The organism is Streptomyces sp. TP-A0874 (genome assembly GCF_001748085.1).
Lineage (GTDB): Bacteria > Actinomycetota > Actinomycetes > Streptomycetales > Streptomycetaceae > Streptomyces.
In genome coordinates, this window is record NZ_BBZK01000004.1 from 379,532 (window position 1) to 394,420 (window position 14,889).

11 protein-coding genes are annotated in these 14,889 nt (G+C 71.2%); 5 read left to right on the top strand and 6 right to left on the bottom strand.

What is annotated here, in order from left to right:
- Positions 1-5 precede the first annotated feature (5 nt).
- The 5 genes from BGP73_RS05720 to BGP73_RS05740 form a co-directional block, all read right to left on the bottom strand.
- Positions 6-1,223 carry a Gfo/Idh/MocA family protein gene (locus tag BGP73_RS05720; RefSeq protein WP_069812362.1) on the bottom strand — a complete coding sequence of 406 codons (1,218 nt, stop codon included), beginning with the start codon at positions 1,221-1,223 and terminating at the stop codon, positions 6-8.
- A 52-nt stretch (positions 1,224-1,275) separates the two neighbouring features.
- Positions 1,276-2,310 carry a substrate-binding domain-containing protein gene (locus tag BGP73_RS05725; RefSeq protein WP_069812363.1) on the bottom strand — a complete coding sequence of 345 codons (1,035 nt, stop codon included), beginning with the start codon at positions 2,308-2,310 and terminating at the stop codon, positions 1,276-1,278.
- 87 nt (positions 2,311-2,397) lie between these two features.
- On the bottom strand, positions 2,398-3,450 hold the full coding sequence (locus BGP73_RS05730; RefSeq protein WP_069812364.1) for an ABC transporter permease: 1,053 nt from the start codon (positions 3,448-3,450) through the stop codon (positions 2,398-2,400).
- A complete protein-coding gene (locus tag BGP73_RS05735; protein WP_069812365.1) occupies positions 3,447-4,997 on the bottom strand; it encodes a sugar ABC transporter ATP-binding protein in 1,551 nt (516 codons plus the stop codon). Before BGP73_RS05735 ends, BGP73_RS05730 begins: the two co-directional genes overlap by 4 nt.
- Positions 4,998-5,236: 239 nt before the next feature.
- Positions 5,237-6,418, bottom strand: a complete 1,182-nt coding sequence (locus tag BGP73_RS05740) for an ROK family transcriptional regulator (protein ID WP_069812366.1) — start codon at positions 6,416-6,418, stop codon at positions 5,237-5,239.
- 428 nt (positions 6,419-6,846) lie between these two features.
- Here BGP73_RS05740 and BGP73_RS05745 point away from each other — a divergent pair, with 428 nt between their 5' ends.
- Both BGP73_RS05745 and fdhD read left to right on the top strand, forming a co-directional pair.
- Positions 6,847-8,337, top strand: coding sequence for an NCS2 family permease (locus BGP73_RS05745; protein ID WP_079127232.1), 1,491 nt, complete (start codon positions 6,847-6,849; stop codon positions 8,335-8,337).
- A 205-nt stretch (positions 8,338-8,542) separates the two neighbouring features.
- Positions 8,543-9,385 carry a formate dehydrogenase accessory sulfurtransferase FdhD gene (gene fdhD / locus BGP73_RS05750; protein WP_069812367.1) on the top strand — a complete coding sequence of 281 codons (843 nt, stop codon included), beginning with the start codon at positions 8,543-8,545 and terminating at the stop codon, positions 9,383-9,385.
- Positions 9,386-9,467: 82 nt separating this feature from the next.
- Here the strand turns inward: fdhD and BGP73_RS05755 are convergent, their stop codons facing one another.
- Positions 9,468-10,529 carry a bile acid:sodium symporter family protein gene (locus BGP73_RS05755; RefSeq protein ID WP_079127233.1) on the bottom strand — a complete coding sequence of 354 codons (1,062 nt, stop codon included), beginning with the start codon at positions 10,527-10,529 and terminating at the stop codon, positions 9,468-9,470.
- A gap of 235 nt (positions 10,530-10,764) precedes the next feature.
- Here BGP73_RS05755 and BGP73_RS05760 point away from each other — a divergent pair, with 235 nt between their 5' ends.
- The 3 genes from BGP73_RS05760 (at position 10,765) to BGP73_RS05770 (ending at position 14,671) form a co-directional block, all read left to right on the top strand.
- Complete coding sequence (locus BGP73_RS05760; RefSeq protein ID WP_069812368.1) at positions 10,765-11,649, top strand: LysR family transcriptional regulator; 885 nt, start codon at positions 10,765-10,767, stop codon at positions 11,647-11,649.
- Positions 11,650-11,909: 260 nt separating this feature from the next.
- The gene (locus BGP73_RS05765) at positions 11,910-13,733 is read left to right on the top strand and encodes an AMP-dependent synthetase/ligase (RefSeq protein WP_079127234.1); all 1,824 of its coding nucleotides are present in this window, start codon (positions 11,910-11,912) and stop codon (positions 13,731-13,733) included.
- Between the two features lie 104 nt (positions 13,734-13,837).
- The gene (locus BGP73_RS05770; RefSeq protein WP_069812370.1) at positions 13,838-14,671 is read left to right on the top strand and encodes an aldo/keto reductase; all 834 of its coding nucleotides are present in this window, start codon (positions 13,838-13,840) and stop codon (positions 14,669-14,671) included.
- Positions 14,672-14,889 lie beyond the last annotated feature (218 nt).

Below are 14,889 nucleotides of genomic sequence, written 5' to 3' on the forward strand. Positions count from 1 at the left end.
GCCTCCTAGCTCAGCGCGGGGGTGAGGGGCGGTACGGGGGTGTAGACCGCATCCCGCCCGGCGCTCTCCTCGACCGCCGCGAGGACCCGCTGCACCTGGAGCCCGTCGGCGAAGGAGGGCGCCGGGTCGGTACCGGCGGCGATGGCGTGCACCAGGTCGCGGGCCTGGTGGACGAAGGTGTGTTCGTAGCCGAGACCGTGGCCGGGCGGCCACCACGCCTCCAGGTAGGGGTGCTCCGGCTCGGTGACCAGGATCCGGCGGAAACCGGCCGAGCCGGCCGGTTCGGTGTGGTCGTGGAAGGAGAGCTCGTTGAGCCGTTCCAGGTCGAAGGCGAGTGAGCCGTGCTCGCCGTTCAGCTCCAGGCGCAGCGAGTTCTTCCGCCCGGCCGCCACCCTGGTGACCTCGAAGGAGGCGAGCGCCCCGGAGGCCAGGCGGCCGGTGAAGAGCGCGGCGTCGTCCACGGTCACCGGCCCGCGCCCGGATGCCCCGGAGGCCGCCGACAGGCCGCTGCTCTCGCCCGCCGGCAGCGGCCGTTCCCGGACGAAGGTCTCGGTCAGCGCCGAGACGCCGACCAGCACCTCCCCCGCCAGGTACTGCGCCAGATCGATGATGTGCGCCCCGAGGTCACCGAGCGCGCCGGAGCCGGCGTGTTCCCGCCGCAGCCGCCAGACCAGCGGGAACTCCGGGTCGACGATCCAGTCCTGGAGGTAGGTGACACGCACGTGCCGCAGCGCGCCGAGCCGCCCCTCCGCCACCATGGAACGGGCCAGCGCCATGGCCGGGGTACGGCGGTAGTTGAACCCGACCATAGCCAGTTGCCCGCGGAGCCGGGCGGCCCGGGCCGCCGTCGCCATCGCCTCCGCCTCGGCCACCGTGTTCGCCAGGGGCTTCTCGCAGAGCACGTGTTTGCCTGCCTCCAACGCGGCGATGGCGATCTCCGCGTGGCTGTCCCCCGGGGTGCAGATGTCGACCAGTTGTACGTCGTCCCGGGCGATGAGGGCGCGCCAGTCGGTCTCGGCCGCCGCCCACCCCAGACGGTGTGCCGCCGCGGAGACCGCCGTCCGGTCGCGCCCGCAGACCGCGGCCATCACCGGATCCATCGGCAGATCGAACACCCGGCCGACGGTGCGCCAGCCCTGGGAGTGCGCGGCGCCCATGAAGGCGTATCCGACCATGCCCACGCCCAGGGCGGGCTTGTCGTTCTCGAACTCGCGGTCATCCATGGGACCTCCTACTGATCGTCGACACGCGGTGATTCCGGCGGGCGGAGCCCGGTCACGTGAAGCCGATGGGCAGGTAGTCGTCGACGTTGTCCTTGGTGACCACCGCGGAGTAGAGGGTGATGGAGGCGGGGATCTCGAGTTCGGCGAGCCCGGCGACCCCCTTGCCCTGGCCGAGGGCGCGTGCGAGGTCGATCGCGGAGGCCGCCATGGTCGGCGGGTAGAGGACGGTGGCCTTCACGACCGAGTCGTCGGCCCGGATGGCCTCCATGACGCGCCGGGAGCCGGCCCCGCCGACCATGAGGAACTCGTCCCGTCCCGCCTGTTTGATGGCCCGCTCGGCTCCCACGCCCTGGTCGTCGTCGTGGTTCCACAGGGCGTCGAAGCGCGGCTGGGCCTGGAGCAGTTGGGCCATCTTGGATTGGCCGGACTCGACCGTGAACTCGGCTGCCTGACGGGCCACCTTCCGGATGTTGGGGTAGTTCTTCAGGGCGTCGTCGAACCCCTGGGTGCGCTGCCGGGTGAGTTCCAGGTTGTCGAGCCCGGCCAGTTCGACGACCTTGGCGTTCTTCTCGCCCTTGAGCCGCTCGCCGATGTAATGGCCGGCGTTGAGGCCCATGCCGTAGTTGTCGCCGCCCACCCAGCAGCGGTAGGCCTGCTGCGAGTCGAAGACCCGGTCCAGGTTGACCACCGGGATGCCGGCCCGCATCGCCTTGAGGCCGACCTGGGTGAGCGCCTTGCCGTCGGCCGGCAGCACCACCAGCACGTCGACCTTCTTGTTGATCAGGGTTTCGATCTGGCCGATCTGCTGGGCCGTGTCGTTGGAGCCCTCGGTGATCTCCAGGGTGACGTCGGAGTAGCGTTCCGCCTGGCTCTTGGCCTGTCCGTTGATGGCGTTGAGCCAGCCGTGGTCGGCCTGCGGCCCGGCGAAACCGATGGTGACGGGCTTGCCCGGCTTGTCGTCGACCGCGGCCGGCGCCTTCTTCCCCTCGTTGCTCTCGTTGCTGGTGCAGCCGGTGAGTACGGCCCCCGCCGAGAGGGCGGCGGTGCCGAAGAGCAGCCCCCGGCGGCTGGGCAGTGGTGGTGTCATGTGGCTACGACCCCTTAGTAGTTTGAGGAGGGCACGTTCCTTGCGGGTGGCACGCTCTCTGCGGAGGCCACGTCGGGTCGGCGGATGTCAGGAACCCGTCCCGGGCGTGGTGCGGCGTTGGACGAGTACGGCGGCGACGATGATCGCCCCCTTGGCGATCTGCTGGACGTCGCTCTGCAGGTTGTTCAGCGCGAACAGGTTGGTGATCGTGGTGAAGACCAGGACGCCGAGCACGGAGCCGACGATGGTGCCCCGGCCCCCGCTGAGCAGCGTGCCGCCGATGATCGCGGCGGCGATGGCGTCCAGTTCGTAGAGGTTGCCGTTGGTGTTCTGGCCGGAGCCGGTGAGGACGATCAGCAGGAAGGCCGCGATCCCGCAGCACAGGCCGGAGAGCAGGTAGAGCGTCATCCGGTGGCGCCTGATGTCGATGCCGGCGAGTCGGGCCGCCTCCGGGTTGCCGCCCACCGCCACGGTGCGGCGGCCGAAGGTGGTGCGGTTGAGCAGCAGCCATCCGACCGCGGTGACGACCGCGAAGACGAGCACGAGTGGGGGGACCCCCAGGATGTAGGCTCCGGGAAGGCCCAGGTCCAGCACCGATGAGACGGTGACGACCTGGGTCCTGCCGTCGCTGATCTGCAGTGCCAGCCCGCGCGCCGAGGCGAGCATGGCGAGGGTGGCGATGAACGGCACCATCCCCCCGTAGGCGATGAGCACGCCGTTGACCAGGCCGCACCCGAGGCCTACCAGCAGGGCGCAGCAGAGGACGCCGCCGAGGCCGAACTCCTGGGTGGCGAGGGTGGTGGCCCAGACCGAGCAGAGCGCGACCACCGCGCCGACCGACAGGTCGATGCCGCCGCCGATGATGACCAGGGTGACGCCGACGGTCACGACCCCGATGACCGAGGCCTGGGTCAGGACGAGTTGGAGGTTGTCGGTGGAGAGGAACTCAGCCGGTCTGGTGATGGCACCGACCACCAGCAGGGCGGCGAGCACCCCCAGCAGGGAGAGGTTGCGCAGGTCGGCGAACGGCCCGGGAATCCCGCTGCCGGAGCGCCGGTCCGGTTCGCGCGCCGTCTTGCCGGCGGGGTCGGGCAACGCGGGCGGTGGCAGGGCCGGTTCAGAGGTGGCACCCCTGGTCATGACGACGGGCTCCCTTCCATGACGAGATCGAGGACACGGTGCTCGTCGAGCTCCCGGGCCGGTCCGCCGTGCACCACCCGGCCCTCGCGGAGCACCAGCACCCGGTCGGCGAGGCCGAGTACCTCCGGCACCTCGCTGGACACCAGCAGGACGGCCACACCGTCGTCGGCCAGGCGCCGGATGAGGGTGTACAGCTCGGCTCGGGCCCCGACGTCGACCCCCCGGGTGGGTTCGTCCAGCAGCAGGACCCGGCAGCCGCGCAGCAGCCAGCGCGCCAGTACGACCTTCTGCTGGTTGCCGCCCGAGAGGGTGCGCACCGGCCGGTCCGGGTCGGCCGGGCGCAGCGAGAGCTCCCCGGTGCCGCGGTGGGCCGCGGAGCGCTCGGCGGCCCGGTCCAACCAGCCGGCCCGGGCGAAGCGCGCCAGGGAGGAGAGCGACACGTTGCGGGTGACGGACTCCAGCATCAGCAGCCCCTGGGCCTTGCGTTCCTCGGGGGCCAGGCCGATCCCCGCCCGGACGGCCGCGAGGACGCTGCCGGGCCGCAGCGGCCGGCCGTCGACCAGTACCCGCCCGGCGGAGGGGCGGCGGGCCCCGTAGATCGTCTCCAGGAGTTCCGAGCGGCCCGAGCCGACGAGGCCCGCCAGCCCGAGGATCTCGCCCGGTCGGAGCGCCAGGTCGACATGGGCGAACTCGCCCTCCCGGGCGAGTCCCTGGACTTCCAGCACGGGTCGCCCGGCGGCCTCCGGGGCGGGCGGCCGCTCGGGGAAGGCGTACTCGACCTTCCGGCCGGTCATCAGGGAGACGATGTCGCGGGTCGGGGTGGAGTGGGCGGGCAGCCCGCGCGCCGCGGTGCGCCCGTCCTTGAGGACGGTGACCCGGTCGCCGATCCGCCGGATCTCCGCCAGACGGTGGGAGATGTAGACGACGGCGACGCCGGAGGCGGTGAGGTCCGCGACGATCCGGAAGAGGTTGTCGACCTCGTCGGAGTCGAGTACGGCGGAGGGCTCGTCCATGACGATCAGCCGCGCGTCGTGGGAGAGGGCGCGGGCCATGCTCACGATCTGGCGGCCGGCGGCGGCCAGCGCGCCGACCGGGGTGTCCGGGTCGATCTCCGGGTGGCCGAGGCGGGCGAGCAGCGCGGCGCTGGCCTCCCGGGCGCTGGCCGGGTGCAGGAAGCCGGCGGTGCTCAACTCGTGGCCGAGGTGGATGTTCTCGCTGACGGAGAGTCCGTCCACGAGGTCGAGCTCCTGGTAGATGGTGGCGATGCCGCAGGACATGGCGGCGGTCGGGGAGGTGAGCTGGACCGGCCGCCCGCACCAGGTGATCGCGCCCGCGTCGGGGCGGTGGGCGCCGGCCAGGACCTTGATGAGGGTGGACTTGCCGGCGCCGTTCTGTCCGAGGAGGCAGTGGACCTCGCCGGGCAGCACCTCCAGGTCGACTCCGTCGAGCGCCCGCACACCGGGGAAGGACTTGGTGATACCGGTCATGGTGAGGAGCGGGCCGCCGTCGGGGACGGGCGGTGCGGTGGCCTCGGACGGGGATGGCATGGCGGACCTCCTCGGCGGGGGTCGGTGCGTCGGGACGGAGCGGAGGCGGAACGTGGGCACTACCGGGCGGTGGGGCGCTCGCACGTGGCCTGCGGTGAACGGCCTGGTGCGGGCGCCGGTACGTCCGGTGCGGTGGCGCTCGTACGTCCGGTCCGGCGGATGCCGGCGGGGGTGGATACCGGTGCGGTGGTGCGGTGGCGCTCGTACGTCCGGTGCGGTGCGCGCTCGGTCGGGTCGGGTCAGGCCGGTGAGAAGAGGTGGTCGCTGATCAGGCGGGCCGCGCCGATGACACCGGCGACCGGCCCGAGTTCGCCGAGGACGATGGGGAGGTTTCCGGTCGCCAGGGGCAGCGACTGCCGGTAGACCTGGGTCCGGATGCTGGCGAGGAGGGTGTGGCCGAGACCGGTCACCCCGCCTCCGATCACCACCAGCCCGGGGTTGAAGAAGCTGACGAGTCCGGCGATGACCTGCCCGGTGCGGGCCCCGCCCTCGCGGATCAGGTCGAGCGCGGCGCCGTCCCCGGCGGTGGCGGCCGCCGCGACGTCCACCGCGGTGAGCGTCCCGGCCGCGGCCAACCGGGTGGCGAGCTCAGGTGACCGGCCTTCGAGAGCCGCTGCCTCGGCGTCGCGGGCCAGGGCCGCGCCGCTGAAGTGCGCCTCCAGACAGCCCCGGTTCCCGCAGGCGCAGGGCCGGCCGTCCGGCTCGACCTGGATGTGGCCGATGTCGCCGGCGCTCCCGGTGGTGCCGCGGTGGACTTCTCCGGAGACGACGATGCCGCAGCCTATGCCGGTGCCGATCTTCACGCAGAGGAAGTCCCGCACCGAACGCGCCACCCCGGCGTGCTGCTCCCCGGTGGCCATGAGGTTCACGTCGTTGTCGACCATGACCGGGCAGCCCAACTCCTGGCTGAGCACCTCGCGCACCGGGAAACCGTCCCAGCCCGGCATGATCGGCGGGGCGACGGGCACGCCGTCGGGGAAACGGACGGGGCCCGGGACGCCGACGCCCGCGCCGTCGAAGCCGTCGGCGACCCCGGTGGCGCGCAGTTTGGCCACCATCGCCAGCACCTGTTCGAAGACGGCTACGGGGCCTTCCCGGACGTCCATCGGCTGGTTGAGGTGACCGAGTATCTCCAACTCGGCGTTGGTGACGGCCACGTCCACGGAGGTGGCGCCGATGTCCACGCCGAGAAAGCGCAGTTGGGGGGCGAGGCGGATGTTGTGGGAGCGCCGACCGCCCCTGGAGGCGGCGAGTCCGTCGGCGATGACCAGCCCGGTCTCCAGCAGCCGATCCACCTCGACGGCGAGTTTCGACCGGGAGAGCTCGACCTGGTCGCCGAGTTGGGCGCGCGAGTTGGGGCCGCCGTCCCGGAGCAGTCGGAGCAGCCGCGCCTGGTGGGCGTTGGCCGGACGTGCCGTCATACGTCTCACCGCCCCTCCCTCCCCTGGCCCCGTGGCGTGGGGCCGTCCCCGTGCGGCGCGTCCTTCCCCTTGCGGGAGGATCTTCGGACGCTGCCGGGCTTTCACGGGGAAGTTAGCAGCGAAGCACCTGAGTGGGAAGAACTTGAGCAGGAATCAATACAGACTTTCACCTGGCGGAGGACAAAGACAGGCCGGGCGACCTGCCGCAGCCTCCGGTCGTACTCTTGTCGAGCCCGACTCGAACGCAACTTCGAGCAGTCCATGCCGTTTTACACCCAAGTGCGCTACCGCGAACCTCTCAACTGTGTATCGGAATGTGACCACTTGATGCGCAAGCGCAGTCGGATGCTTACATTCCGAGAACGCGGGGGCGGCAAGCGCGCAGGACTCCCTCCCCCGCGTCCGACCCCCGCCACCAGGAGAGGCGCATGTCTCAGCAGAAGCACGACACGAGTACCATCTCGAAGTCATCCGGGGGTGATCCCGGAGGCCCGAGGCCTGATCTGATCAGGCGGGGGCCGATCGACGCCTTCTTCAAGATCTCCCAGCGGGGGTCGACCATCGGCCGTGAGGTCCGGGGCGGTTTCGCCACGTTCTTCACCATGGCCTACATCCTCGTACTGAACCCGATCATCCTCGGCAGTGCGACGGACAAGTTCGGCAACCACCTCAGCTCCACCCAGCTGGTGACCGTGACCGCCCTCGTCGCCGCGGTGATGACGGTCATCATGGGTGTGGTCGGCAACCTGCCGGTGGCGCTGGCCGCCGGCCTCGGCATCAACGCCGTGGTCGCCTTCCAGATAGCGCCGTTGATGAGCTGGCCGGACGCGATGGGTCTGGTGGTACTGGAGGGTGTCGTCATCACCCTGCTGGTGGCCACCGGGCTCCGGCAGGCGGTGATGCACGCCATCCCGATGCAGCTGAAGACGGCGATCGCGGTGGGCATCGGTCTCTTCATCGCCTTCATCGGCTTCGTGGACGCCGGCTTCGTCACCCGTATCCCGGACGCCGAGAACACCACGGTGCCGGTCGCCCTCGGCACGGACGGCACCCTCAACGGCTGGCCGGCGCTGATCTTCTGCCTCGGCCTGCTGCTGACCATCGCGCTGTTCGCCCGGGGCGTCCGCGGTGCCATCCTGATCAGCATCATCGTGATGACCGTGATCTCGGTCGTGGTCAACAAGGTCGCCGGGCTCAAGCCGGCCGAGTGGGGCCTGACCTCGCCGAAGATCCCGGACAGCATCGTCGCCACCCCGGACTTCGGCCTACTCGGCCAGTTCAACGTCGTCGGCGCCTTCGAGCACGTCGGCGTCATCACCGTGGTGCTGTTCGTCTTCACCCTGGTGCTCAGCGACTTCTTCGACACCATGGGCACGATCATGGGTGTGAGCAGTGAGGCCGGTCTGGTGGACGACCGCGGCCGGGTCCCGAACCTGACCCGCATCCTGATGGTCGACAGCCTCGCCGCCCTGGCCGGCGGCGCCGCCTCGTCCTCCTCGAACACCGCCTACGTCGAGTCCGCGGCGGGTGTCGGTGAGGGCGCCCGCACCGGCTTCGCCAACATCGTCACCGGTGGTCTCTTCGCAGCCGCGCTCTTCCTGACCCCGCTGGCCACCCTGGTCCCGGCGCAGGCCGCCGCGCCCGCCCTGGTGGCGGTCGGCTTCCTGCTGATGACCCAGATCCGGGGCATCGACTGGTCGGACCTGTCGATCGCCATTCCGGCCTTCCTCACCATCGCCGTGATGCCCTTCACCTACTCCATCACCAACGGCATCGGCGCCGGCTTCCTCTCCTACGTGGTGCTCCAGGTGGTCATGGGCCGGGCCCGCACCGTGCACCCGCTGCTGTGGACGGTCTCCGGGCTGTACCTGGTCTACTTCGCCATCTCCCCCATCGAGCAGCTCGTGGGGATGAAGTAACCGACCCGTCACTCGACGATCGCACCCACCCGCGCCGGGCGGCTCAGCGGAGCCGCCCGGCGCGTGGCTTTCTCCCCGGCCGGCGCCCTCGGCCGCACCCACCGGACCACCTCGCGGTATGACAATCCGGGGACTCATGGGAACCTCGATGTCCAAGGGCCGCTTCGGCTGCCAGCACACACGTGGGAATCGGGAGTGACTGCTCATGGGACGGGTCACGGAGCGACGGCGGGTCCTGCGCATCCGGGACGGTGTGGCGAGCGCCCGGCCGGACACCCTGGTCGCCGAGGAGCCGATGGAGATCAGGCTGAACGGCAAGCCGCTCGCCATCACGATGCGCACCCCCGGTGACGACTTCGCGCTCGCCACCGGGTTCCTGGTGAGCGAGGGGGTGCTCAGCCGCGCCGACGAACTGCGGAACATCGTCTACTGCGCCGGGGCGACGGCGGACGGCACCAACACCTACAACGTCGTCGACGTCCAACTCGCGCCCGACACGGCCGTCCCCGACATCACGTTGGAGCGCAACGTCTACACCACCTCCTCCTGCGGCCTCTGCGGCAAGGCCAGCCTGGACGCGGTGCGCACCACCGCCCGCTGGCCGATCGCCGACGATCCGCCGGTGGCGCTGGAGCCCTCCCTGCTGTCCCAGCTCCCCGACCGGCTCCGGGCCGCCCAGCGGGTCTTCGACCGGACCGGCGGTCTGCACGCGGCGGGCCTGTTCTCACCGGAGGGGGAGCTGCTGGACCTGCGGGAGGACGTCGGCCGGCACAACGCCGTCGACAAGCTCGTCGGACGAGCCCTCCAGTCGGGGGAGCTGCCGCTCTCCCGGACGATACTGATGGTCTCCGGACGTGCTTCGTTCGAACTCGCGCAGAAGGCCGTCATGGCGGGGATCCCGGTGCTGGCGGCCGTCTCGGCCCCCTCCTCGCTGGCGGTGGACCTGGCCGCCGAGTCCGGTCTCACGCTGGTCGGCTTCCTCCGCGGCAGCTCCATGAACGTCTACAGCGGCGAGCAACGCATCGCGCTGCCGGCCGTCACCGCCTGACCCCCGGACGCGTCAATCGGCCCGATCACCGGTCTCGGCCCGATCACCGGTCGGGGCCGTCGCCGGGCAGCGCCCCCCTGGGTCAGCGACCGGTGGTCGGTGCCCGCTCCGGCGGGCTCGGCACGGCCCCCCGGCCGTCGACCGTCCCCTCCGCACCCGCCGTCCCCTCCGCCTCCGGCTGGTCCTGGGACCGCCGCCTGGCGATCACGGCGCAGACCATCAGCTGGAGTTGGTGGAAGAGCATCAGCGGGAGCACCGCCAGGCCCGCCTCGGAGCCGAAGAGGACCGCGGCCATCGGCAACCCCGCGGTCAGCCCCTTCTTCGATCCCGCAAAGACGATGGCGAGCCGGTCCGCCCTGCCGAAACCCAGCGCCCGCGCTCCGTAGGACGTGAGCGTGAGCATCACCGTCAGCAGCAGCACCTCGGCGACCAGCAGTCCCAGCAGGCGCACCGGGGCGATCTGCTCGAAGACACCGGCCACCACGCCCTGGCTGAAGGCCGCGTAGACCACGAGCAGGATCGACCCCCGGTCGACGTACCCCAGCAACCGCTTCCACCGGGTGAGGAACCCGCCGATCCAGCGGCGCAGCAGCTGCCCGGCGAGGAACGGCAGGAGCAGTTTCACCACGATGTCCAGCAGGGAGGCGGCCGAGAAGCCTCCGACCGAGCCGGACAGCAGCAGCGCCGCGAGCAGGGGGGTCAGGAAGATTCCGGTCAGGCTCGAGAAGGATCCCGCGCAGATGGCCGCCGGCACGTTGCCGCGGGCGATCGAGGTGAAGGCGATCGAGGACTGGATGGTGGAGGGGACCAGGCAGAGGAAGAGGAAGCCGGCGTACAGCTCCGGTGCGATGAGGTAGGGCACCAGGCCGCGGGCGGCCAGACCCAGCACCGGGAAGACCGCGAAGGTGCAGACGAGCACGGTCAGGTGGAGGCGCCAGTGAGCCAGCCCGTCGAGCGTCTCTCGGGTGGACAGCCGGGCGCCGTAGAGGAAGAAGAGCAGGGCGACCGCTCCGGTGGCGGCGCCGCCCGCGACCGGAGCCGCTCCGCCGCGCGCGGGCAGCAGCGCCGCCAGCGCCACCGTGGCGAGCAGCGCCAGGATGTACGGGTCCGGCCGGAGCCGGGAGAGGAAGGCGGGGCGGGGCATGTTCTCTCCGTCACTCCACTTCGGCTGCTGGCTCGCTCGGCCGGGGCGGACCTGCCCGGCCCCGGCCGGCACCGCCCGGACCGGGGCGGGTCGGCGGGCAGGTGCGGCGCGCTCCCCAGCGTGCCCCATGAGTGGCTCATGGTGAACCGTGCTCGGCGTTCTCACTGCCATCGCATAACGTGATGACCGACCTCCCCTCGTCCCGGCGGGGAGTCGGCCAGGAGGACGGAGCATCTTGTTCGACCCCGTTCAGCTGCGGAGCTTCCTCACCGTGGCGCAGACCCTCAGCTTCACCCAGGCCGGCCGGCGGCTCGGACTGCGCCAGTCGACGGTGAGCCAGCACATCCGGAAGCTGGAGCAGGCGGCCGGCCGCCGCCTCTTCTCCCGGGACACCCACGGGGTGGAGCTCACCGAGGACGGCGAGGCCATGCTCGGTTTCGCCGGGACCATTCTGGAGGCGAACGAGCGGGCGGCCGGCTGGTTCGCCGGCAGCCGGATCCAGGGCCGCCTGCGCTTCGGCACCAGCGAGGACTTCGTCCTGACCCGGCTGCCGGAGGTGTTGGAGGCGTTCCGACGCGACCACCCCGGGGTGGAGCTGGAGCTGACCGTCGGGCTGTCGGGCAATCTCCACGAGCGGCTCGCCGCCGGCCGACTGGACCTGGCGCTGGCCAAGCGCCTCCGTCCGGACAGCGGCGGAGAGCTGATGTGGCGGGACAAGCTGGTGTGGATCGGCGCCGAGCGCCTCCGGATCGACCTGGACCGGCCGGTGCCGCTGATCGTCTACCCGCCCCCGGGCCTGACCCGGGCCCGGGCCCTGGAGGCGCTGGAACGGGAAGGGCGCTCCTGGCGCATCGCCTGTACCAGCGGGAGCCTCAGCGGGCTGGTGGCGGCGGCGCGCGCCGGCCTGGGGGTGATGCCGCACACGGAGGGGATGGTTCCGGCGGGGTTGGTCCGGGTAGCGCCCCGGGCGGGGCTGCCGGACCTGGGCCGGGTGGACTTCGTGCTGGCGCACAGCGGCCAGCCGTCGAGCTCCCCGCAGCGGCCCGGCGCCGCGGCGAACGCCCTGGCCGCGGCGATCCTCGCGGCGGGCGACCGGCTGCACCGGCAGCGGTCCAGCTGACCACCGCTCGCCCCTGCGGGACAGGGCTCCACCCGAGGTCATCGGTAAAGCCGCGGTGCCCGCGGAGGGTGGATTCGGTGCAGATTCCGCGCCGTGGGGCCGGTCCCACCGCCGGATCGTCCCCGGCACGCTCCCCAACCGCCATACTCCGCTTTCTGGGCGGTGCCCGTCGACCGTCGCTGGTGGTCACGGCCTCGCTCGTGCCTGTCGGCCATCGGGTACGGTCACGGCGCTGTGCGGAGCGTTCAAGGAGCAGTTCGTTGCAAGAGTTCACCGTCCCCCCAGTGGCGGCGGCACCCCGGTCCGGCGGTCTGGCGGACATCGTCTTCGACAACGCGGCCGACGACCCGCAGCGGGTGGTTCTCGGACGCAAGGTCGACGGCCACTGGCGGGACGTGACCGCCGAGCAGTTCCGGGACGAGGTCCTCGCCCTGGCGAAGGGGCTCATCGCACACGGGGTGCGATACAACGACCGGGTCGCCATCATGTCCCGCACCCGCTACGAGTGGACCCTCTTCGACTTCGCCCTGTGGAGCGTGGGCGCCCAGCCAGTGCCGATCTACCCCACCTCCTCGCCGGAGCAGGTCCTCTGGATGCTGCACGACTCGGAGGTCACGGCCTGCGTGGTCGAACACGAGGAGCACGCGATGACCGTCGGCTCGGTCATCGGCCGGCTGCCGCAGCTCGCCCGGCTCTGGCAGATGGACGCGGACTGCGTCGGCGAACTGACCCGGGACGGCGAGCGCGTCATCGACGACATGGTGCACGGCCACCGTCTCGCGGTGACGCCGGACTCCCCCGCCACGGTCATCTACACCTCGGGGACCACCGGTCGGCCCAGGGGCTGCGTCCTCACCCACGCCAACTTCATGTTCGAGGCCGACGCCCTGGTCAGCCGCTGGGAGCCGGTGTTCCGACCGGAGAGCGGGGGCGGCGCCTCCACCCTGCTCTTCCTCCCGCTGGCACATGTCTTCGGTCGGATCGTGGAGGTGGCGTCGGTACGGGGCCGCATCAAACTGGGCCACCAGCCGGACATCTCCGCCGACGCGCTCATGGCGGACCTGGCGGCCTTCCGGCCCACCTTCATCCTCGCCGTCCCGTACATCTTCGAGAAGGTCTTCGGGGCGGCCCGGCGCAAGGCCGAGTCCGAGGGCAGGCTGAGCGCCTTCGACAAGGCCGTCGAGGTCGCCGTGCGATACGCGGAGGCCGGGGAGGAGAAGGCCTTCGGCACCGGCCCGGGCCCCGGGGCGGCGCTCCGGATGCAGCACCAGTTCTTCGAGAAGCTGGCCTACGGCAAGCTCCGCGCCGCCATGGGGGGACGGGTCCGGACGGCGATGTCCGGAGGGTCGGCCATGCAGCGCCGGCTCGGGCTGTTCTTCTCCGGCGCCGGAATCACCGTCTACGAGGGCTACGGGCTGACCGAGTCCACCGCGGCGGCCACCGCCAACCCGCCCGACCGGCCCCGCTACGGCACGGTCGGCCAGCCGGTGCCGGGGACGACGGTGCGCATCGCCGAGGACGGAGAGGTGTGGCTCCGTGGCGGGCACGTCTTCAGCGGCTACCTCAACGACCCGGCCGGTACCGCGGCAGCGCTGCGGGACGGCTGGCTGGCCACCGGTGACCTGGGTTCGCTGGACGAGGACGGCTATCTGACGATCATCGGCCGGAAGAAGGAGATCCTCGTCACCTCCGGTGGCAAGAGCGTCTCACCCGGCCCGTTGGAGGAGCGGGTGAGACTCCATCCGCTGGTCGCCCAGTGTGTCGTGATCGGCAACGACCGTCCGTATGTGGCCGCTCTGATCACCCTGGACCCGGACGCCGTGGCGCACTGGCTCCGGATGCGCGGCAAGCCTCAGCTGAGCCCCGCAGACCTGGTGCGCGACACCGATCTGGAGAACGAGGTGCGGCGTGCGGTGGTGGCGGCCAACACCATGGTGTCGCAGGCCGAGTCGATCCGGACGTTCCGCATCCTGGCGGGTCAGTTCACCGAGGAGGACGGCTTCCTGACCCCTTCGCACAAGCTCAAGCGGAAGGCCATCGAGAACTCCTACGGCATCGAGGTGGAGGCGCTCTACCGATCCTGACGGCGGGTGTGCCCGCTCGGCCGAGCGGGCAGGGAATACCCGGCAACGCTTGATCGTTTGAGGCTGCGCGTACCTGTCCGACGAGCTTTAAGGATCGACCGCCCGTGAGCAAGGTCCCCTTCATCACCCTGAACAACGGCGTGCGGATGCCGCAACTCGGCTTCGGTGTCTGGCAGGTGCCGGACGACGAGGCGACCGCGGCCGTCGGCACCGCACTGGAGGCCGGGTACCGGAGTATCGACACCGCGGCCGTCTACGGCAACGAGGAGGGTACGGGCAAGGCGCTCGCCGAGTCCGGCATCGACCGGGCCGAACTCTTCGTCACCACCAAGGTGTGGAACAGCGACCACGGCTATGACGCGACGCTGAGCGCTTTCGACACCTCACTGTCGAAGCTCGGTCTGGACTACGTGGACCTGTACCTCGTCCACTGGCCGCTTCCGCGACGCGACCGCTACGTCGACACCTACCGGGCGTTGGAGAAGATCCTCTCGGACGGCCGGGCCAAGGCCGTCGGTGTCTCGAACTTCCCGGAGCAGCAACTGCGGAGGCTGCTGGAGGAGACCTCGGTGGTGCCGGCGGTCAACCAGATCGAACTGCACCCGCAGTTCCAGCAGCCCGAGATGCGGGCCTTCAACACCGAGCACGGGATCGCCACCGAAGCCTGGTCCCCGCTGGGCCAGGGCAAGGGGCTGCTGGACACCCCCCTCCTCGCCGAGCTGGGCGCCAAGCACGGCCGGACCGCGGCGCAGATCGTGCTCCGCTGGCATCTGCAGGTCGGCAACATCGTGATCCCGAAGTCGGTCACGCCCTCGCGGATCAGGGAGAACTTCGACGTCTTCGGCTTCGAGCTGGACGCCGAGGACATGGCCGGGGTCGCCTCGCTGCACACCGGCAACCGCCTCGGCCCCGACCCGGCGGTGTTCGACATCGTCTGAGTCGCCACCCCCGTGCCGTACCGCGCGGCACCCGGTGGGCACCATGGCGCCGCCCGAACCACTTCGGGCGGCGCCTCGCCGTGTGCCACGTCGATGCGTGCAGAGCGTCGCCGGTGAGAACTCGCCGAGGGCCGTGGAGTGCCGGTGGCCGGGCGGCCTATGGTGAGCAGGGCCACCGGGGCGAAAAGGACTGGCGGGGCGTGCCGGACCGGGCGATC

Bases quoted from the DNA above. Each gene is read 5' to 3' on its own strand.
- BGP73_RS05730 (WP_069812364.1), bottom strand. From the start codon at position 3,450: ATGACCAGGGGTGCCACCTCTGAACCGGCCCTGCCACCGCCCGCGTTG.
- BGP73_RS05755 (WP_079127233.1), bottom strand. From the start codon at position 10,529: ATGCCCCGCCCCGCCTTCCTCTCCCGGCTCCGGCCGGACCCGTACATC.
- BGP73_RS05745 (WP_079127232.1), top strand. From the start codon at position 6,847: ATGTCTCAGCAGAAGCACGACACGAGTACCATCTCGAAGTCATCCGGG.
- BGP73_RS05735 (WP_069812365.1), bottom strand. From the start codon at position 4,997: ATGCCATCCCCGTCCGAGGCCACCGCACCGCCCGTCCCCGACGGCGGC.
- BGP73_RS05720 (WP_069812362.1), bottom strand. From the start codon at position 1,223: ATGGATGACCGCGAGTTCGAGAACGACAAGCCCGCCCTGGGCGTGGGC.
- fdhD (WP_069812367.1), top strand. From the start codon at position 8,543: ATGGGACGGGTCACGGAGCGACGGCGGGTCCTGCGCATCCGGGACGGT.
- BGP73_RS05725 (WP_069812363.1), bottom strand. From the start codon at position 2,310: ATGACACCACCACTGCCCAGCCGCCGGGGGCTGCTCTTCGGCACCGCC.
- BGP73_RS05740 (WP_069812366.1), bottom strand. From the start codon at position 6,418: ATGACGGCACGTCCGGCCAACGCCCACCAGGCGCGGCTGCTCCGACTG.